Origin of the sequence: Helicobacter monodelphidis, from assembly GCF_003288845.1 — a bacterium.
In the GTDB taxonomy this organism is placed as follows: Bacteria; Campylobacterota; Campylobacteria; order Campylobacterales; family Helicobacteraceae; genus NHYN01.
The window spans coordinates 1-1,028 of record NZ_NHYN01000068.1 but is presented as its reverse complement, the minus strand read 5'-3'; the positions used below and the strand labels follow the sequence as shown (position 1 = coordinate 1,028).

The 1,028-nt window shown below is 29.6% G+C and carries 1 protein-coding gene; it reads right to left on the bottom strand.

What is annotated here, in order from left to right:
• Positions 1-280: 280 nt before the first annotated feature.
• The coding region (locus tag CCZ01_RS09910) for an RNA-guided endonuclease InsQ/TnpB family protein (protein WP_146745255.1) at positions 281-1,028 on the bottom strand (748 nt) is incomplete at its 5' end.

Genomic DNA, 1,028 nt, shown 5'->3' with positions numbered 1-1,028 from the left:
TTCTTGAGCTATTTTTTACTTTCATATATTCTTTCTGATTTTGTTCTGTAGTTTGGTATGCCAAAGGGGTGTATTGTATTTGATGTTTTTTAGAAAAAAAAGGAATAATGGCGACCTAGTCTTTATAGTTGTTATCCTTAAGCACTTCGTGTATAGATTATTTTTAAGTGAAATATTTTTGATGGATTCCTGTTAAGGTATCTGAAAAAGTTTTTTATTGCCAGCTTTTTATCTAGCCGTCCCTACAAACCTATAAAATCATATAAATAGCTATAAAAATCTATAAATAGGATTTTTGTTGTATTCCTGTCTCAACCTTGCTAGTTACAATGTTATTTATTGCTAAATTACATTGCAGAGCCGTCAAGTCCTCAGGCGTAAATTCGGCTTGAACTAAGCCTATTTTGTTTTTAGCATAATTTAGTAGATTCAAACTTGCGTTATAATCCCTATCTAAACTAATTCCACAACTATTACAAATATAAATTCTATCTTTAAGAGTGAGGTTTTCTTTAATACTTCCACAATTAAAGCAAGTCTTAGAGCTAGGATAGAATCTATCTGCTTCTATAACTTCTCTTTTGTAATAATTACTTTTATATTGTAATTGTTTTTTAAATTCATAAAAACTTACATCACTAATTGCTTTTGCTAATCTATGATTTTTAAGCATACCACTTACATTTAGATTTTCAATTCCAAAGTAAGCATAATGCCTTACTAAGCTAGTTGTTAGCTTATGCAGAAAATCACTTCTAACATTAGCAATTTGTCTATGTAATCTACTAAGCTTTAAAGATTGCTTTAAATAGTTATTAGACTTCTTAATACCAGCTAATGCTTCACCTTTGGTTTTTGGGTGTTGCTTTTTGCTTAATTGCCTACTAACTCTTTTAAGCTTTCTTGTAAGCTTAGCTAATGGTTTTGGAGCTTTAACACTTAAGCCATTAGATAAACATACACAGGATTTTAAGCCTATATCTATTCCTAAACCTTGTTTGGTTTGCATAGATGATTTATGCGTTTTA